This is a genomic window from Desulfurivibrio dismutans (assembly GCF_029210385.1).
Lineage (GTDB): Bacteria > Desulfobacterota > Desulfobulbia > Desulfobulbales > Desulfurivibrionaceae > Desulfurivibrio > Desulfurivibrio dismutans.
On the sequence record NZ_JARGDQ010000007.1, the window covers coordinates 113,691 to 131,857 of the forward strand.

The window sequence follows — 18,167 nt, forward strand, 5'->3', positions numbered from 1 at the left end:
GATGCGGGATATTCAGGGCCAGCCGGACCACCGGCGAATCAACATCCGCAAGGTAGGGATCAAAAACATCTCCTACCCCGTCAAAGTGCTGGACCGGGCGCGGCGCAGTCAGCGCACCGTGGCCACGGTCAACATGTACGTCAACCTGCCCCACCATTTTAAGGGCACCCACATGAGCCGCTTTGTGGAAATCCTCAACCGTTTCCACGGCGAGATCGACCTGGAGAGTTTCCCCCGCATCCTGGAGGAGATGAAACAGCGGCTGCAGGCCGAAGCGGCGCACCTGGAAATCGAGTTTCCCTACTTCGTCAGCGAAGATCCCCAAACCGGCCGGCCAACGGCGGCCGGGCCGGACGGCATCGGGCTCAGTGAATACCGTTGCCGGATGCACGGCTCGCTGGCCGACCGGGATGAACTGACCCTGGAAATCCGGATTCCCATTGCCCCCCCCAAAGCACCGGTGCACTGCAGCGGCTTGCCCCGTTCGCTGGGACACTGGGGATATGCCGAAATCGCCCTGCAGTTTCGTCGCTTTGTCTGGATCGAGGAGATCATCGAACTGGCCGCCGCGGTTACCCGCCACGATGTCTGCTGGCCCTCCCCCGATCAGCCCGCCGGTGGCGACCCTGATGCCGATCGCGGCGAATGCGCCCTGGCGGTGGAAAACCTGGCCAAGGCCCTGGGCCGCAAGCTGAAACAGCACCCCGACATCCGCTGTTTTTCGGTCCGGGTGGAAAACCTGGCCGCCGGCTTCAACACCTTTGCAACCATCAACCACACGGCACCTAAAAATCATGACTGACACGGCAACAAGCGGCGAACTGCTGCTGGAAATCGGAGCGGAAGAAATCCCCGCCGGCTACCTCAACCCCGCCCTGAAGGCCCTGCAGAGCAGCCTGACACAGAGCCTGCGGGAGCACAACCTGGAATTCGGTGAGATCACCACCGGCGCCACTCCCCGCCGACTGACCATCAGTGTCCGCAACTTAGCGGCCCGCCAGCCCGACCGGGTGGAGGAGGCCATGGGCCCCCCCAAAAAAGCCGCCTTCGACGCTGACGGCAACCCCACCAAGGCCGCCCAGGGCTTTGCCGCCACCAAAGGGGTGGCGGTGGCGGACCTGCAGGTGGTAAGCACCCCCAAGGGGGAATATCTCCAGGCCCGGGTGGAACTGCCGGGCCGCGACAGCGCCGAAATTCTCAGCGACCTGCTGCCCGGCCTGATCACCGGCCTGCCTTTCCCCAAGTCCATGCGCTGGGGCAACGGCAAAACCCATTTCGCCCGTCCCCTGCGCTGGCTGCTGGCGGTTTACCGGGATCAACCCCTGAATTTCCGCCTGGAAGAAGTGGCCGCCGCCAACCAGACCTGCGGCCATCGCTTCCTGGCCCCCCAGACCCTGCGCGCCACCACCTACGAAAGCTATCGCGACCAGCTCCGCCGGGCCCAGGTGCTGGTGGACCCGGTCGAACGGCACCAGGCCCTGGTGGCGGAGATCAACCGGGCCGCCGAAGAAGCCGGCGGCCGCATTCTGCCGGACCCCGAACTGGAGGAGACGGTCACCAACCTGGTTGAATCCCCCTTTGCCATCTGTGGCAGCTTCGCTGAACGTTTTCTGCAACTGCCGCAAGAAGTGCTGATCACCTCGATGAGGGAACACCAGAAGTATTTTGCGGTGGTGGACCAGCAGGGCAAGCTGTTGCCCCGCTTCGTGGCGGTCAACAACACCAGGGTCAAGGACGCCAGGGTGGGAGCCCAAGGCCACCAGCGGGTGCTGCGGGCCCGCCTGGAAGACGCCTTTTTCTTCTTCAGCGAAGACCAGCAGCGCCCTTTAAGCCAACTGGCCGGCCGTCTCGACGGCATCATCTTCCAGCATCAGTTGGGCACCATGGCTGACAAAACCACCCGCCTGGAGCAACTGGCCGGCCGCCTGGCCGATGAGTTTGCCCCTGAACTGGGCGCCACCGTCCGCCGGGCCGCAACGCTGTGCAAGGCCGACCTGCTGACCAGCATGGTGGATGAATTCCCCTCGCTGCAGGGGATCATCGGCCGGGATTACGCCCGCCGCCAGGGGGAAAGCCAGGAGGTGGCCGAGGCCCTGTACAGCCACTACCTGCCCCTGCGGGCCGGAGGCGTTCTGCCCCAGGACCAGGCCGGCGCCATCCTGGGGATTGCCGACCGGCTGGACACCCTGGCCGGCTGTTTCGGCATCGGCCTCAAGGTAACCGGCGCCGCCGACCCCTTTGGCCTCAGGCGCCAGGCCGTGGGCCTTATCCACCTGCTGCTGGGGCATGGCCTCAAACTGCCGCTGACCACTTGGATCGACAGCGCCCTTGCGCTTTACGACTGCCAGCTTAAAGAAGAGCCGGCGGCGGCCCGCCAGCGCCTGCTGGAGTTCATCAAGGGCCGCTTCGCCAACGACCTCACCGGCCGCGGGATCCCCCCCGAGGCGGTGGAAGCGGTACTCAGCGTCGAATTCAAGGAAATAAACGACGCCAAGGCCCGCATCGAGGCCCTGGTGGCGGTCCGCGAACAGCCGGCTTTCACACTGCTGGCCGGATCTTTTAAGCGGGTCAACAATATCATCAAGGATAACCCCGACGACCGTATTGATCCAGAATTACTGGAAGAAGCGGGGGAAAAAGAACTGGCGGCGGTGCTGGCCCGGATTACTGCCGCCACCGATCCCCTGCTGCAGCAAGGTGCCTACCAGGAGGCCCTGGAACACATCCTGACTATCAAGGAGCCCATCGACCGCTTTTTCGACCAGGTCATGGTCATGGCCGAAGACGAGGCCCTGAAACGCAACCGCCTGGCCCTGCTTACCGCCATCGCCAAGCTTTTCCGCCGGGTGGGCGATTTTTCCAAGATGTACGCCCTGCAGAAATAGCTGCCAGCCGGCACCCACCAGAGCATTAACGGGACAACAACCACTACCACCAAGGGGCAAAGATGAAAATAACCTTCTTCGGTGCCGCCGGCACCGTCACCGGCTCCCAACATCTGATCGAAGTCAACGACCAGCGCCTGCTGCTGGACTGTGGCCTGTTCCAGGGCAAACGCAAGGAATCCTTCGAGCTCAACCGCCGGGGTTTCTGCGACGCCCACAGCCTGGACGCCCTGGTCCTCTCCCACGCCCATATTGACCACTCCGGCAACATCCCCTGCCTGGTCAAAAACGGCTTTACCGGCGATATCATCTGCACCCCGGCCACCCGCGATCTCTGCGCCATCATGCTGATGGACAGCGCCCACATCCAGGAGCAGGACGTGCAGTTTGTCAACAAACGGCGGGCCAAAAACGGCCAGCAACTCTTTGAGCCGCTGTATGACAAGGAAGACGTGGTCCGGGCCATGGGCCAGTTCATCGGCATCAGCCCCAAGCGGTCCAAGGAGATCCTGCCCGGAATCCGGCTGACCTTCACCGAGGCCGGCCACATGCTGGGCAGCGCCAACGTGATTCTCGACATCCATGAACAGAAAAGCGGCCGGGATCTGCGGCTGATCTTCAGCGGCGATATCGGCCGCCCCGGCATTCCCATCATCCGTGATCCCGCCAAACTGAGCGAAGGGGCGGACATCCTGATCATGGAAAGCACTTACGGCCATCGCAGCCATCCGCCTTACCCGGATTCCGAGCATGACCTGGAACGGATCGTCAATGAAACCTACCAGCGGGGCGGCTGCCTGCTGATCCCCGCCTTTGCCGTGGGCCGCACCCAGCAGCTGGTGTACGCCCTGCACAAGCTTTATTTGGAAAAAGCCATCCCCGACCTGCCGATTTACGTCGACAGCCCGCTGGCCACCAGGGCCACCGACATCTTCCGACTCCACCCGGAAGCCTACGACCGGGAAATCAGGGACTTCATTCTCAAAGGCAACCACGACAACCCCTTCGGCTTCGACACCCTGCGCTATACCCAGTCGGCGGGAGACTCCAAGCAGCTCAACCACCTTAAGCAACCGGCCATCATCATCAGCGCCAGCGGCATGATGGAAGGCGGCCGCATCCTGCATCACCTGCGCAACCGGATCACCGACCCCAAAAACACCATCTTGGTCACCGGCTGGCAGGCGCCCAATACTCTGGGCCGCAAAATCGTCGAAGGGCAGGAAACGGTCAAGATTTTCGGCGAGGAATTTCCCCTGAAAGCCCGAGTGGAGCAGCTCACCGGCTTCAGCGGCCACGCCGACCGGGAAGGTCTACTGGCCTGGGCCGGCGCCATGGAGCAGAAACCCGCCCACACCTTCCTGGTCCACGGCGAAGCGGAGGCCAGCCAGGCCCTGGCCTCCGCCATGCAGCAGGAATTGGGGTTCACCAACATCAAAATCCCGGAACTCTACCAGGAGTTTGAGGTATAGACCGCCCTCCCACCACCTCCACCTGACCAACCCCACCTGCGCTTTTACCGTCGCGAACCACCCCGGCAATAATACGCAGGATCACCGGCATCTTCGACGCCGGCAGGTTTGATAGTAAATCAGGACAAGCGGGTGAGCAACTCGGCAAGCAGACGGTTGAAGCCTTGGGGGGCTTCCATCTGCAGGAAGTGACCAGCGCCGGGGACGATGGTTTCCTGGACGAAGGGAGCGCAGCGGTGGCGGGCCGATTCGGGGATCAGGGCGCCGTTGATGGCGTGCAGGGGGATCTGCAGTTGAGCAAAGGACGGGGCCGGATCCCAGCTGAGCAGGTCGCGCCAGAGCGGTAGGGCCCAGGCGGGATCGGCCTGGGCCATTTCCCGGCGCAGTTTTTGTTTAAGCTCCGGCGGGGTGGCGGCGGTGGCGGTCTGCTCCACCAGGCCGGCGACGGCGGCGGGGAAATCAGCGGCAAAGGGCGCGAAGATGCTCTCCACGGTCTCCGAATCCAGACCGCCATAGTCGATAACAAAAGTGTCCACCATGATCACCGCGGCGACCGCGTCGGCAAGCTGGCGGGCGGCCTCCAGGGCCACCGCGCCGCCCATGGAATGGCCCACCAGAATCACCCGGCCGGCCTTCAGTTCCCGTACTGCGGCCGCCACGTCGGTGGCCAGCCCGGTTACCGTCCATGCTTCCCGCCGGCCGGGACCGGAATCGCCGTGGCCCGGCAGATCCAGTGCCGCCACCGCCTGGCGGCGGCCGAAATAACTCAACTGGGGCGCCCAGTAGCTCCGCCGACAGGTCCAGCCATGGACAAACAGCAACAGCGGCTCCCCCTCACCCCGGCAATCACATATCATCGGCGTGCCGTCTTGGCCCTGCAAGGTACAGCCGGTGAAGCCGGCAACTGCTTCCGTCATCGTTTAAAACCTCCAAACATAAGATTTAAGCCGACCTGATCGCCGCTTTATGGGGTGCGGCTGGACATTTTCATCCCACCTACAGTTCAGCGGCGCCGGGCCGGACCGGAGAGCAACAGCTTAATCAGCGCCGCCTGGCTGCCGGTGCCGGTTTTGAGAAAAATCGACTTAATATGGGAGCGCACCGTGTGCAGGCTGACATTACAGCGCCGGGCCACCGCCGCCGGTTCCGGGGTTACCGCCAGGGACTGGGCGATCCTGATTTCCGCCACCGACAGTTCATAAAGGCGGCGCAGACGCTCGCCATCGATTACCGCCCCGGCCGCCGGGTCGAAAAGATACACCGCCACGTGCGCCGGCGGCTCGCCCATCACCACCGGCACCTCAGGGTGAATGGGGCGCACCAGCAACTGCAGGCCCAACCCGTCCGCCGGCGGCATCTCCACCGAACCTCCGTCATCGTCAAACAGGCGACTGGCCGCCGCCTGCCAAGCGGTCCGCAACAATTTCTGGAAGCGAGCATCGGCCGTCTCATTGACCAGCCGCAACCGGCCGCCGCGACTGGTCAACCCGCCGCCGGCGGCCAATAACTCCTCGGCGCCGGGGGTGGTATACACCAGGCGCAGTTCATGATTCAGCAGCACAAAAGGCAGGGTTTCCCGACCCGCCGCCAGGGCCACTGCTTCATCGCGGGCCCGGCCGGCCGCCACCTGCCCGGCCAGCACCAGCGACTGCTGCAGGTGGGGGATAAAATCGTTGATAAATTCGGTTTCCGCCTCACTGTAGTGCCCCTGACCCCGAGTACGCTGAATCAGCAACTGCACCGAGCGCTCGGCATCCTGGTAAACGGTGCCGCAAACCCCGTGGTGAATATCCTGGGGGCCGGCCCATTCATTAAAAAATTCGGTGCGATAATAATCCGGCTGCCGGCAACTGAAGTGCAGATGGGTGGAATAGAGCCGGCCGGGCTTTTTGCGCCGCAACTCCGGGCGCCAGGGGCAGGTATTGACATAGTGCTCGACGTAGCGCCGATGAAAGTCGTCGTCGATGTTGAGCTTGAAGCTGGAAAGAACCTGGTCGGCCTCGGCATTGAGCATCAACAGCCGTGCCGAACGCGAACGGCTTAAGGCTACCAGTTCACCGAGAAAGGTCATCCAGCCGGCCGGATCGGTAATGGTGGCGTAAATGCCGGCGATTAAACGTTCCCGTTCACGCCAGAGGCGAAATTCCTTTGAAGCTTTAATCCCGCTACCCATTGCCGGACCAACTGGCAGTGGCGCTTTTCAGCACCTTTAAACTCCCTCCCCCTTACCGGTTCCCATAACGCCGGACACCCCGCAACGGCAAGGAGGGTTTACCTTTTCCATAATAAAACCGGCTCGCCTGTCAGTCAACGGAAAAAACGACATTACAAAAAGATACCGCCACAACTCAGGCCGGTGTAATAATATCACAATTAATCAAAGTCGTGGTCACTTCAGCCAACGGCAGACCGATAACATTGCTCACCGAGCCTTCGATTTTCGCCACCAGCATCCCACCCCGGCCTTGGATACCGTAGGCCCCCGCCTTATCCAACGGTTCACCAGTGGCGACATAGGCGCGAATCAGGGAGGGGGACAACGGGGCAAACCACACCCTGGTGGCCACCACCTCGGCCACTTGTTCCCGGCCCCGCAGCAGGGCAAAGCCGGTCCAGACCGTGTGTTCCCGGCCGCTCAAAGCCGCCAGCATGGACGCGGCCTGGGATTGGTCGGCTGGCTTGCCCAGAATACGCTCCCCCAGGGCTACCACCGTGTCAGCGGCCAGCACCCAACTCTCCGGCCGGGCCGCCGCCACCGCCGCCGCTTTCTCCAGGGCCAGCCGGCGGACAAAATCAGCCGGCCCCTCCCCCGTCGCTGCCACTTCCGCAATCTCCGCCGCCGCCACGGTAAATTCAAGCCCCAGCTCGGCCAGCATCCGCCGCCGTCGCGGCGACCCCGAAGCCAACACCAGGGACTGCAAAGTAGTAAACATCATAAGCTCACACCAACTCACCCACGACCAGGCAATGACGGCAATGACGGCAAGCGTTCAGCTGTGCCGCAGATTTTCGCAAGCAGTCGCGGCGATTATAGCAGCGCTATATCGCCGCGACTGATCGCGGAAAGATGCGGTGCTGATGAATGCTTGCCGTTATTGCCCGGAGGCCCAGTTCAGCAGACTGCCGGCCAATAAAATCTCCCGGTGCCGGGGGGAGACCTCCAGGCGCACCGGAATCTGCCGACCGCCGGATTCCGCTGTCAGGGTTTCGGCCCCGGCCGCCAACTGGTCGCGCAGGCCGGGAATCCGCACCATCTCCCCCTGGCTCAACTGGCCATAATCGGCCGGATCAACAAAGGTTAAGGGGATAATGCCGAAGTTGATCAGATTAGCCTTGTGAATGCGGGCGAAACTCTTCACCAGTTTCACCTGCACCCCGAGGTAACGGGGTGCCAGAGCGGCATGTTCCCGCGAGGAGCCCTGGCCGTAGTTGTCGCCGCCCACCACCAGGCCGGGCCCCCGCTCCTTGGCCCGCTGGACGAAATCCTGGTCCACCGCCTCGTAAACAAACTCACTGATGGCCGGCACATTGCTTCTAAGCGGCAGCACCCGAGCACCGGCGGGCATGATATGGTCGGTGGTAATGTTGTCCTCCACCTTGAGCAGCACCTCGCCCTGCCAGTCCTCCGGCGCCGGCTCGAAAACCGGGAAAGGGGCGATGTTGGGGCCGCGAATGATCTCCACCCGCTCACCCTCGGCGGCGGCCAGGGGGGCTTCGATGCGGGCATCGCCGGGCAGATATTTTTTCGGCATGGCAAAGGTCGGATATTCGCCCAGTTCCCGGGGGTCGGTGATCTTGCCGGTGATGGCCGCCGCCACCGCCACCTCCGGGCTGCAAAGATAGACCTGGTCGTCCTTGGTGCCGCTGCGGCCGGGGAAATTACGGGGAAAGGTGCGCAGCGAGATGGCGCCGGTGGGCGGCGCCTGGCCCATGCCGATGCAGCCCAGGCAGCCGGCCTGGTGTACCCGGGCGCCGGCCTTGACCAGGGTCAGCATATCGCTCTGGGCGGTCATATTTTCCAGCACCTGACGGCTGCCGGGGTTGATCTCAAAGCTCAGTTCCCGGCTCACTTCGCGAGTTTCAAGGGTTTTGGCCACCACCATCAGATCCCGCAGCGAGGAGTTGGAACAGGACCCCACCAGCACTTGGGCCACCGGCTTACCCGCCACTTCCCGCACCGGCACCACGTTGTCCGGCGACGAGGGGCAGGCGATCAGCGGCTCCAGCGCCCCCAGGTCGATCTCCATCACCTCGTCATACTCGGCGTCGGCATCGGCGGTCAGTTCCAGCCAGCCCTCCCCGCGGCCCTGGCTGGCGAGAAACTCTTTAGTTTTGGCATCGGAGGGAAAAACCGAACTGGTGGCCCCCAGCTCAGCACCGAAGTTGGTGATGGAGGCCCGGTCGGTCACCGACAGCTCGGCCACGCCGGGACCGAAGTATTCCATTACATAGCCCACCCCGCCCTTGACCGACAGCCGCCGCAGCACCTCCAGCAGCACGTCCCGGGCCGACACCCAGGGCGAGAGTTTGCCGGTGAGTTTAATGCCGTACACCTTGGGCATTACCAGGTAAAAGGGCTTGCCGGCCATGGCCATGGCCACGTCCAGGCCGCCGGCCCCCATGGCCAGCATGCCCAGGCCACCGCCGGTGGGGGTGTGGCTGTCGGAACCCAGCAGGGTCTTGCCCGGCAGGCCGAAACGCTCCAGATGCACCTGGTGGGAAATGCCGTTGCCCGGCGGCGAGAAATAAAGGCCGAACTTGCGGGCCACCGACTGCAGGAAACGATGGTCATCGGCATTGCGGAAATCCGACTGGATCAGGTTATGGTCGACATAGCAGACCGACAGCTCGGTCTGCACCCGGGGCAGGCCGATGGCCTCAAACTCCAGGTAAGCCATGGTGCCGGTGGCGTCCTGGGTTAGGGTTTGATCGATGCGAATACCAATTTCCTGTCCTTTTACCAGCTCGCCTTCCACCAGGTGGGCGGCGAGAATCTTTTCCGTTACCGTCTGTCCCATGACTGCTCCTGTAAATTGTCAAGTTGCCGGGGGCAGCTGCCGCCCCGTCGAATTGAAGTAAGCGATCACGGGGCACCGCATCTTGCGGCGATCGAGCCTGCTCACGTACTGATGTACGCATCGCCGCCTCGCTTGCCGCAACCTGCGGCACCCCGTGACCGCCTACAGTTTGACTCCCTGTGATCTGTTGCGACTTGAATTGTCAATTGAAACAAATCAGGCTTCTTACCACAATTACCAGGTTTTGTACATCCCCAGCCGGAGTTGGTACACGCCAAAAGCCGCGCCGCCAACTGGACACGCTTGGTCGCTACTTGTTTTCATCTTACCGACCAACCCCTTTGGCGGGTTTTGGCGAAGTTGGCAAAATTGTTGGCTTTGGCCCCGCCCAGTGCCCATGCGACCTTGACTTTGCTCCGGCGACAACGGATCCGTCAAATATCCCCCGCCGCCACTCACTCGTAGTCAATAAAATGACCCACCTGGTCACCAAACGCCCGGGGCAAAAAGCTTGGGAACAGCGGCTCATTTTTCCAAAAACGCCAGGAAATCGTTGAATAACGGGAAAATCAACGTTACATTGGCGTCTGTTTGCCGGCAACGGCACACCCTTTGCATTGCCCACCGGCCAGAAGCAAGGATACAGTTGAACTGTTTACGGAGAAGCCATCATGGTCGACGAAAAAGAAGCACCGAAAAATGAGGAAGAGGCGCCGCCAAAGAAATCCAAGACCCTTTTCTTCATCATTGCCGGCATCGCCCTGCTGCTGTTGGCCGGCGGCGGTTTTTTCGCCTACACCACCTTTATGGCACCGCCGGCCGATGAAGACCCCCGGGAGCCGCTGGGGGAAATGTTTGCCCTGGAACCATTTGTGGTCAATCTGGCCGACCCCACCGGCAAACGCTACCTGAAGGTACAGATCGCCCTGGAACTGGAAAATGAACGGGCGGTAGCCAACGCCGAGCGGTCCGTGCCCAAGCTGCGGGACACCGTGATCAGCATGCTCACCGCCCTCTCCTTCGAGGAGGTGATGACCCCGGAAGGGAAAATCCGCATCCGGGATGAGCTGCTGGAACGCTTCAACGTGGTCATGCGCCCGGACCGGGTGCGTAACATCTATTTCACCGAATTCGTGGTACAGTAGCCCATGGCGGAACAAATTCTCAGCCAGGACGAGGTAGACGCCCTACTCAAGGGAATCTCCGGCGGCGAAATCGAAGAACCCGAAGAGGCGACGGAAGCCGAATCGCTGGGCTACACCCCTTACGATTTCACTCGCCAGCAGCGCATTGTCCAGACCCGAATGCCGGCCATGGACGCCATCAGCGACGCCTTCATGCGGAGCATGCGCAACTCGCTGGCCTCGGCCCTGCGCCGGATTCTTGACGTCACCGCCGCGCCCATGGAGCTGGAGCGCTTCGGGGCCTTCGTCCGTACCCTGCCGGTGCCCAGCAGCCTGCAGATCTTCAAGATGGCCCCCTTCCGCGGCCACGCCCTGATCGTTCTGGAACCCCGCCTGGTTTTCAACCTGGTGGAAAGTTTCCTCGGCGGCAGCGGCTCCCGCAACGTGCGGATCGAAGGCCGGGACTTTACCGCCATCGAACAGCGCCTGATCCGCCGGGTGGTCAATCTGCTGCTCACCGACATGGAAAAGGCCTGGTACTCGCTGCAGCCGCTGAAGGTGCAGTACGTGCGCAGCGAGATCAACCCCCAGTTCGCCAAAATCTGCCAGCCCGAAGACGTGGTGCTGATCAACCGTTACGAGATCGACATGGACCGGGCAGTGGGAAGTATCACCACCTGTATCCCGATGAGCAACCTTGAGTCGGTGCGCAGCAAACTGATGACCACCTTCCAGCGGGAGCAGAGTGAAGAGGATATCGCCATCCAGCGCACCATCACCGAAAACATCAAAAACGCGGATCTGGACATCAAGGTGGAGCTGGGCAAGGCCATGGTCCCGGCCCGGGAAATCATCAATTTGCAGGTAGGCGACACCCTCTCCCTGGACCGCCGCACCGACGAGCAACTGCCGGTCTTCGTGGCCGGCCGCCGCAAATACATGGCCACGCCCGGCGTACACCGGAACAACAACGCCGTGCTGATCAAGAAAAAAGTTCTGGACCCCAACCGCGATTGAAAGAGGAGAAAAACCCATGGCAGAAGAAGAAACCACCAAAAAAGCGGAAGAGGAAGCCGGCGACGACTGGACTTCGGCCCTGGCCGACCAGGATGACAAAGCAAGTTTCGACCAACTGCCGGGCGACAGTGGCGGCCCCGCGCGCTCCGGCAGCGCTGCCGGCAGCCAGAACCTGGAATTCCTGCTTGACGTACCATTGGAGGTCAGCGTCGAACTGGGGCGGACCAACATGATCATCAACAAGATGCTGCAACTGACCCAGGGCTCGGTAGTCGAACTGGACAAGGCCGCCGGCTCGCCGGTGGAGATTTACGTCAACCAGAAGCTGATGGGCAAAGGTGAAGTGGTGGTGGTCAACGAACGCTTCGGCATCCGGGTGACGGAGATCATCAGCCAGGCCGACCGGATTAAAAGCATAGGCTGATGCCCATGCCCACCTCTCTCACTGGCATACAACCGTCTGCCGTCAAACGATCCCTGCTCTGGCAGCCCTTGATGCTCGGGCTGCTGGCGTTGCTGTGGCTGCTGTCGGCCACCGCCGCCGCTGCCTCCACAGAGGAAATATCGACCGCCGCCACCGAGTCGTCTCCGGCATCGCCGGTGGCCTACAGCCCCGGAACCGGGGTTGAAAAATCGGCCGAAAGCGACCGGGAACCCCGCCAAGATACTTCCCCATCAGCCACCGACGACCCCTGGAGCACCGGCTACCAGCGCGGGGAGCACCAGAGCGAACCCTTCTCTCCCACCCTCTCGCTGTTCAAGGCCTTCGGGGTGCTGCTGCTGCTCATCGGCCTGATGGTATTTGTCGCCACCCTGCTAAAAAAACTGGGCTTGGGCCAGGGGGGCTTCGGCAGCCAGGGAGACCTGATCCGGATCATCGAAACCCGATCCGTGGGCCCCAAAAAATATGTGGCGGTGGTGGAGGCGGCGGAAGAATTTTTTCTGCTGGGCATCAGCGACCAGCAGGTCAACCTGCTGACCAGACTGGAAAACGAACAGTTGATCCGCCAGAGTCAAAGCCGCCGGCCGGGAGCCGCCGGCGGCTTTGCCGACCGGCTGGCCGGCGCCATGAAGCAGCGCCGGGAACGCAAGGACTGAGCCATGTCTACCCTGTTCACCATGTTCAAGGCTTGTCTGGCCGTCGCTGCCCTACTGTTGCTGCCCGACCTGGCGCTGGCCCAGCAGGGAATCCCCCTGCCCAGCATCCAACTGGGCATTGAAGAGGCCACCAGCCCCCGCGAGGTGTCGGTGATCATCGAGCTGCTGCTGGTCTTTACGGTCCTGGCCATGGCCCCGGCCATCCTGCTGATGATGACCTGCTTCACCCGCCTGATCGTGGTCTTTTCCTTTCTGCGCAACGCCATCGGCACCCAGCAGATGCCGCCCAACCAGGTGCTCGTCGGCCTGGCCATGTTTCTGACCCTGTTCATCATGGCCCCGGTTTTTTCCCAGATCAACCAGACCGCCATCGGCCCCTACATGGAGGAAGAAATCGGCGCCGAAGAGGCTCTGCAACTGGCAGCCGGGCCGATCCGGGAATTCATGTTCAAACAGACCCGGGAAAAGGACCTGGAACTCTTCCTCGGCCTGGCCCAGGCGCCAAAACCCCAGACCAGGGCCGACGTGCCCACCCACATCCTGATCCCCGCCTTCATGATCAGCGAGCTGAAAACCGCCTTCACCATCGGTTTCGTACTTTTTCTGCCCTTTCTGATCATCGACATGGTGGTGGCCAGTGTCCTGCTATCCATGGGCATGATGATGCTGCCCCCGATCATGGTGGCGCTGCCCTTTAAAATATTACTCTTCGTCCTGGTGGACGGCTGGTACCTGATCGTCGGTTCACTGGTACGAAGCTTTGGATAAAAGAAAAGCAAGTCAGATAAAGGCCAAGCAGAAGGAGGTTGCAAAACCATGAGTCCGGCGGACGTGGCGGTTTTGATCCAGCAGGCGGTTAAAGTTACCCTGACCCTGGCCGGGCCCATCCTGGGCATGGGAATGGCGGTGGGGCTGACCATCGCCCTTTTTCAGGCGGTCACCCAGATTCAGGAAATGACCCTGACTTTCGTGCCCAAAATCTTTGCCGTCCTGCTCACCATCCTGTTCCTGGCCGGCTGGATGATCACGGTCATGGTGGACTACACCCACAACCTGATCGTCAGCATCCCTCACCTGATCAGGTAGGGTCAGGCAAGGACAACGGCGCGGCTAAACCGCCGGAGCCGAGGATAAAAGGGAAAAATGGTAGACACGGCCCTGCTCAACTGGACCATCGACCACATCATGCGGGTGCTGATCGTGATGACCCGGGTCGGCCCCCTGCTGTTTTTGATGCCGGTTTTAAGCGCCCGCGGATTACCGTCCCAGGTCAAGATCCTGCTGGTGGTCATGACCTCGCTGGTGCTGGCCCCGGTGGTGCCGGTAACCATCGCCGACCTGCCGGTCACCGCCGTGGGTTTCGGGCTGTTCGCCGTACTGGAGATCACTTTCGCCGCCATCCTGGCGCTCTTTGCCCGCTTCGTCTTCTCGGCGGTGGAAACCGCCGGCCAGGTGGTGGGGGTGCAGATGGGCATGGGCATGGCCGGGGTCATGGACCCCCAGTTCGGCAACCAGGTCTCGCCGGTGGGGATGCTCTGGAGCGTGGCGGCGATTCTGCTCTTCCTGGCCATCGACGGCCACCATCTCTTTTTCGCCGCCATGGTCCAAAGCTACCAGTGGATAGGCCCCGGCCAACTGGCGGCAGTCAGCCATTTAACTTATCAGGGGATGATGGATGGCGCGGCCCAGATGTTCGTTCTGGCTGTCAAGATCATGGCCCCGGCCAGCGCCACCCTGTTTTTTTCCCACGTCGGCATGGGGATCATCGCCAAAACGGTACCCCAGATTCCCATCCTGATTGTGGGCATGCCGATGAACATCGCCCTGGGACTGATGATGGCCGGCCTCTCCATGGGCTACTTCGTGCCGGTGATGCTCTCGCACTTTGAAATGCTGCACCGTTTGCTGCCACGAATTGGCGCGGGGTTGGGGTGATGGGGGGAAAACGTCCAGCAGCACCCCACCTTCGGGCAAGCAGCCAAGCTTGCGTACACGGGTACGCAGCGCTTGGCTGCTTGCCCGAATCTGGGGCACTGCTGAACGTTTGGGGCAATGATAGTCAGGGTGGGGCCAAAAATCGCCAAGGCCAACCTGACAAACTGAGCCACAACCCCTGACGGTTCCGGTGGCGACCATGTTTCTGACGCCGCGGGTTTGCCGGGGGCTGGAGGCCATGGACGGCCGGGAGGCCCCCGGTACCTCGGAGGCCGGCAGGATGCCGGCCGAGAATGAGCGGCGACAGAAACATGACCGCCACCTTAACGGGAAAGCGGCGCCACCACCCACAAGCTCTATGGGGTGCCAAACAACGTGCCGCCCCTGAGCGGGAAAGCTTGATAACAGCCAAGGGCAAAAAGGATGGCGGAAGAGCAATCCGGGCAGGAGAAAACTGAGAAGCCGACTGAGCGGCGACTGCTGGAGGCCCGCAAAAAGGGGGACGTGGCCAAGAGCATGGAGGTGCCATCGGCGGCGGTGCTGCTGGCCGGGGTGACCGTGCTCTATTTCACCGGCGAGCGGATGTTCGGCCAGCTCACAGGTATGATGCAGTTCTACCTGGGCAACCTGGACACCCTCAACCTCAGCCCCGGCAACATGCCCGCCATCTCCCGCCAGGCTCTGATCAGCATCTTCGATTTACTCTGGCCCCTGATGCTCACTGTCTTCGTCGTCGCCCTGCTGGCCAATTACCTACAGATCGGGGTGCTTTTCACCACCGAGAAGATCACCCCCAAACTGGAGAAAATCGACCCACTCAAAGGCCTCGGTCGCCTCTTTTCCAAACAGGCTCTGGCCAACTTCTTAAAATCCATGGCCAAGATGGGCCTGGTGGGCTATATCGCATACAGTGAGGTAAGAAGCGCCCTCAACGAAATCCTGCCGCTGATGGACAAGGCCCCTTACCCCATCGTCATGTTCATGGCCGAAACGGCCTTCTGGATTTTTTTAAAATGCGCCCTGGCCATCGTCATCATCGCCGCCATCGACTACGCCTTTCAGCGCTGGCAGTTCCTGGAAAAGATGAAGATGACCAAGCAGGACATGAAAGACGAGGGCAAACAGACCGAAGGCGACCCCCACGTCAAGGGGCGGATCCGGGCGATCCAGACCGAGATGGCCCGCAAGCGGATGATGGCAGAGGTACCCAAGGCCGACGTGGTGATCACCAACCCCACCCGCCTGGCCATCGCCATCAAATACGATGCCCTGACCATGCCAGCCCCCAAAGTACTGGCCAAAGGCGCCGGGGTGGTGGCCGGCAAAATCCGGGAAATCGCCCAGGAGAACAACATTCCCATCGTGGAGGACAAACCCTTGGCCCAGGCCCTGCACCAGTCGGTGGAGATCGATGAGACCATTCCCGAAAACCTCTTCCAGGCGGTGGCCGAGGTGCTGGCCTACGTCTATAACCTGAGGAAGTAGAAAACATGGCGGAAGCGGAAGAAAAAGCAGGGGGCATCAATTTCAAGGCCCTGGTGGCGGAAGCGCCCAGCATGGTGGTGGCCCTGGGGGTGGTGGCGGTGCTGGCGGTGATGATCCTGCCGCTGCCCACCTTTATCCTGGACCTGCTGCTGAGCACCAACCTCACCATCGGGCTGGCGATCCTCCTGATTGCCATGTACAACAGCAAGCCCCTGGATTTTTCTTCTTTCCCCGCCGTCCTGCTGGTCACCACCCTCTTCCGGCTATCGCTGAACATCGCCTCCACCCGCCTGATCCTGCTCCAGGGCCACGAAGGGCCGGGGGCGGTGGGCCAGGTGATCCAGGCCTTCGGTAACTTCGTGGTGGGCGGCAACTACGCGGTGGGTATTATTATCTTTTTGATCATGGTGCTGATCAACTTTATCGTCATTACCAAGGGCGCCGGCCGCATTGCCGAGGTGGCGGCCCGCTTCACCCTGGACGCCATGCCCGGCAAACAGATGGCCATCGACGCCGACCTCAACGCCGGCCTGATCAACGAGCAGGAGGCCAAGACCCGGCGCAAGGAAGTCTCCCAGCAGTCGGAATTCTACGGCGCCATGGATGGTGCCTCCAAGTTCGTGCGAGGCGAGGCCGTCGCCAGCCTGATCATCATGGCCATCAACATCATCGGCGGCCTGCTGATCGGGGTGTTCATGATGAGCATGAGCGCCGGTGACGCCGCCGTCACCTATACCCTGCTGACCATCGGCGACGGCCTGGTGGCCCAGATCCCGGCCCTGGTAATCTCCACCTCCACCGGTATCATCGTCAGCCGGGCGGCCAGCGACCAGAGCATGGGCAAGGAGTTCGCCCGCCAGTTCGGCATGCAGCCTCAGGCCCTGAGCGTAGCCTCCGGCATTGTCATGCTGCTGGGCCTGGTGCCCGGCCTGCCCACCCTGCCCTTCCTGACCCTGGGCTGCATCATGGGCGGCCTGGCCTGGCTGGCATACCAGAAGAGCGGCGAGGCGGCCCTCCTGGAGGACGAGGAAGAGGCGGCCAAACAGAAAGAAGCGGAAGGTCCGGAATCGGGCTCACCGGAAGCGGTGGAAGCTCTGCTGCCCCTGGACACCCTGGAGCTGGAGGTGGGTTACGGTCTGATCCCGCTGGTGGATGAAAGCCAGCAGGGCGACCTGCTGGAACGCATCCGGGCCATCCGTCGACAATTCGCCACCGAGGTGGGCATGCTGATTCCGCCATTGCACGTACGAGACAACCTGCAGCTCAAGCCCGATGAATACGTGCTGCAGCTCAAAGGAGTGGAAATCGCCCGGGGCGAGGTGATGATGGGCCACCTGATGGCCATGGATTCTGGAGCGGCCAAACGGGAGCTGGACGGCATCCCCACCACCGAACCGGCCTTCCAGCTGCCGGCGGTATGGATCACCGAAGAGGCCCGGGAAGAGGCCCAGGTGGCCGGCTACACCGTGGTGGACCCTTCAACGGTGATTGCCACCCACTTGACCGAAGTGCTGCGGGCCAACGCCCACGAGCTGCTGGGCCGCCAGGACACCCAGAAACTGCTGGACAACCTGGCCAAGACCCATCCCAAGGTAATAGAAGAACTGGTGCCCGGCCTGCTCACCTTGGGCGGCATGCAGAAGGTGCTGCAGAACCTGCTGCGGGAACGGGTCTCCGTCCGTGATTTGTTGACCATTTGCGAAACTCTGGCCGACAACGCCGGGCGCAGCAAAGACCCGGACCTGCTCACCGAATTCGTGCGCCAGAAACTGGCCCGCTCCATCGTCAGCGGCTACGTGGACCAGGATGGCATCCTGTCGGTGCTGACTTTAGCCACCAAGGCCGAGGATATCATCCGGGAAAGCCTGCAGCAGACCGACCAGGGGGTTTATTTAAACCTGGAGCCGAACCTGGCACAGCATTTGCTTGAACAAATCCAACAGGCGGCCGACCAGGCGGCGAACGACGGCTACCAGCCCATCATTCTCTGCTCACCCGCCATCCGCCGCCACTTGCGGCGCCTGCTGGAACGTTTCATGCCCCACGTGATGGTGCTCTCCCACAACGAGGTCACCACCCAGACCAAGATCCGGTCGCTGGGGACCATTGAAATCAACCCGAAAAAGTGACGGT

At 61.9% G+C, this 18,167-nt stretch carries 16 protein-coding genes; 12 read left to right on the forward strand and 4 right to left on the reverse strand.

From position 1 onward, the window contains the following. Nucleotide 1: 1 nt before the first annotated feature. The 3 genes from P0N66_RS09520 (at nucleotide 2) to P0N66_RS09530 (ending at nucleotide 4,357) form a co-directional block, all read left to right on the forward strand. Entirely contained in the window at nucleotides 2-802 is an 801-nt protein-coding gene (locus P0N66_RS09520) for a GTP cyclohydrolase I FolE2 (protein WP_275804749.1), read from the forward strand. Then, nucleotides 795-2,885 carry a glycine--tRNA ligase subunit beta gene (glyS, locus tag P0N66_RS09525; RefSeq protein WP_275804752.1) on the forward strand — a complete coding sequence of 697 codons (2,091 nt, stop codon included), beginning with the start codon at nucleotides 795-797 and terminating at the stop codon, nucleotides 2,883-2,885. Before P0N66_RS09520 ends, glyS begins: the two co-directional genes overlap by 8 nt. A gap of 62 nt (nucleotides 2,886-2,947) precedes the next feature. Further along, the gene (locus P0N66_RS09530) at nucleotides 2,948-4,357 is read left to right on the forward strand and encodes an MBL fold metallo-hydrolase RNA specificity domain-containing protein (protein ID WP_275804754.1); all 1,410 of its coding nucleotides are present in this window, start codon (nucleotides 2,948-2,950) and stop codon (nucleotides 4,355-4,357) included. Nucleotides 4,358-4,476: 119 nt separating this feature from the next. On the opposite strand, the gene P0N66_RS09535 is transcribed toward P0N66_RS09530, so the two are convergent. From P0N66_RS09535 to P0N66_RS09550, 4 genes are all read right to left on the reverse strand, one after another. Further along, nucleotides 4,477-5,274, reverse strand: coding sequence for an alpha/beta fold hydrolase (locus P0N66_RS09535; RefSeq protein WP_275804757.1), 798 nt, complete (start codon nucleotides 5,272-5,274; stop codon nucleotides 4,477-4,479). Between the two features lie 86 nt (nucleotides 5,275-5,360). Continuing rightward, nucleotides 5,361-6,530: a helix-turn-helix transcriptional regulator gene (locus P0N66_RS09540; protein ID WP_275804759.1), complete on the reverse strand. Its 1,170-nt coding sequence runs from the start codon at nucleotides 6,528-6,530 to the stop codon at nucleotides 5,361-5,363. A gap of 175 nt (nucleotides 6,531-6,705) precedes the next feature. After that, the gene (locus P0N66_RS09545) at nucleotides 6,706-7,290 is read right to left on the reverse strand and encodes a Maf family protein (RefSeq protein WP_431190036.1); all 585 of its coding nucleotides are present in this window, start codon (nucleotides 7,288-7,290) and stop codon (nucleotides 6,706-6,708) included. 159 nt (nucleotides 7,291-7,449) lie between these two features. Next, complete coding sequence (locus P0N66_RS09550) at nucleotides 7,450-9,375, reverse strand: aconitate hydratase (protein ID WP_275804763.1); 1,926 nt, start codon at nucleotides 9,373-9,375, stop codon at nucleotides 7,450-7,452. Nucleotides 9,376-10,046: 671 nt separating this feature from the next. On the opposite strand from P0N66_RS09550, the gene P0N66_RS09555 reads away from it, so the two are divergent. The 9 genes from P0N66_RS09555 (at nucleotide 10,047) to flhA (ending at nucleotide 18,163) form a co-directional block, all read left to right on the forward strand. After that, entirely contained in the window at nucleotides 10,047-10,520 is a 474-nt protein-coding gene (locus P0N66_RS09555) for a flagellar basal body-associated FliL family protein (protein ID WP_275804765.1), read from the forward strand. Nucleotides 10,521-10,523: 3 nt separating this feature from the next. Continuing rightward, the gene (gene fliM, locus P0N66_RS09560) at nucleotides 10,524-11,516 is read left to right on the forward strand and encodes a flagellar motor switch protein FliM (RefSeq protein ID WP_275804767.1); all 993 of its coding nucleotides are present in this window, start codon (nucleotides 10,524-10,526) and stop codon (nucleotides 11,514-11,516) included. A gap of 16 nt (nucleotides 11,517-11,532) precedes the next feature. Continuing rightward, complete coding sequence (gene fliN / locus P0N66_RS09565) at nucleotides 11,533-11,940, forward strand: flagellar motor switch protein FliN (RefSeq protein WP_275804769.1); 408 nt, start codon at nucleotides 11,533-11,535, stop codon at nucleotides 11,938-11,940. Between the two features lie 5 nt (nucleotides 11,941-11,945). Then, complete coding sequence (fliO, locus tag P0N66_RS09570) at nucleotides 11,946-12,614, forward strand: flagellar biosynthetic protein FliO (RefSeq protein WP_275804771.1); 669 nt, start codon at nucleotides 11,946-11,948, stop codon at nucleotides 12,612-12,614. A gap of 3 nt (nucleotides 12,615-12,617) precedes the next feature. Continuing rightward, on the forward strand, nucleotides 12,618-13,382 hold the full coding sequence (fliP, locus tag P0N66_RS09575) for a flagellar type III secretion system pore protein FliP (RefSeq protein ID WP_275804773.1): 765 nt from the start codon (nucleotides 12,618-12,620) through the stop codon (nucleotides 13,380-13,382). Nucleotides 13,383-13,430: 48 nt separating this feature from the next. Then, nucleotides 13,431-13,700: a flagellar biosynthesis protein FliQ gene (gene fliQ, locus P0N66_RS09580; protein WP_275804775.1), complete on the forward strand. Its 270-nt coding sequence runs from the start codon at nucleotides 13,431-13,433 to the stop codon at nucleotides 13,698-13,700. Nucleotides 13,701-13,757: 57 nt separating this feature from the next. Then, entirely contained in the window at nucleotides 13,758-14,549 is a 792-nt protein-coding gene (locus P0N66_RS09585) for a flagellar biosynthetic protein FliR (RefSeq protein WP_275804777.1), read from the forward strand. Nucleotides 14,550-14,972: 423 nt separating this feature from the next. Continuing rightward, nucleotides 14,973-16,034: a flagellar biosynthesis protein FlhB gene (gene flhB, locus P0N66_RS09590; RefSeq protein WP_275804780.1), complete on the forward strand. Its 1,062-nt coding sequence runs from the start codon at nucleotides 14,973-14,975 to the stop codon at nucleotides 16,032-16,034. 5 nt (nucleotides 16,035-16,039) lie between these two features. After that, nucleotides 16,040-18,163 (forward strand): flagellar biosynthesis protein FlhA, encoded by a 2,124-nt coding sequence (flhA, locus tag P0N66_RS09595; RefSeq protein WP_275804782.1) that lies wholly within the window; start codon nucleotides 16,040-16,042, stop codon nucleotides 18,161-18,163. Nucleotides 18,164-18,167: the final 4 nt, after the last annotated feature.